Origin of the sequence: Neisseria sp. P0022.S009, assembly GCF_051956675.1 — a bacterium.
Classification (GTDB): Bacteria; Pseudomonadota; Gammaproteobacteria; order Burkholderiales; family Neisseriaceae; genus Neisseria.
In genome coordinates this window covers 1-234 of the sequence record NZ_JBQCXE010000111.1, presented here as the reverse complement: position 1 = coordinate 234, position 234 = coordinate 1, and the positions used below count along the sequence as shown (strand labels likewise).

At 53.4% G+C, this 234-nt stretch carries 1 protein-coding gene; it reads left to right on the top strand.

Annotation, left to right across the window (positions count from 1 at the left end; all coding sequences use genetic code 11):
* A partial coding sequence (locus ACTHUG_RS11670) for a contractile injection system protein, VgrG/Pvc8 family (RefSeq protein ID WP_440386933.1) occupies positions 1 to 234 on the top strand: 234 nt, incomplete at both ends.

Here is a 234-nt window from a genome sequence, read left to right as displayed (position 1 = left end):
TCGACTACCGTTTCCAAAAGAGCCGCAGCTACACCGTCCGCGAGTATGTAACCCAGTATCTCGAAAGCGACTTTACCTTTATCAACCGTCTGTGTGAAGAAGAGGGCATTTGGTATGCCTTCGAACAGCATGAACAACATGGCGACGTAGTCGTCTTCGGCGACAGTCCCGAACACTACTTGCGCAGCCAAGGCCTACCCGTTTCCTACCGTCCCCATGCCGGATTGGAGAGTG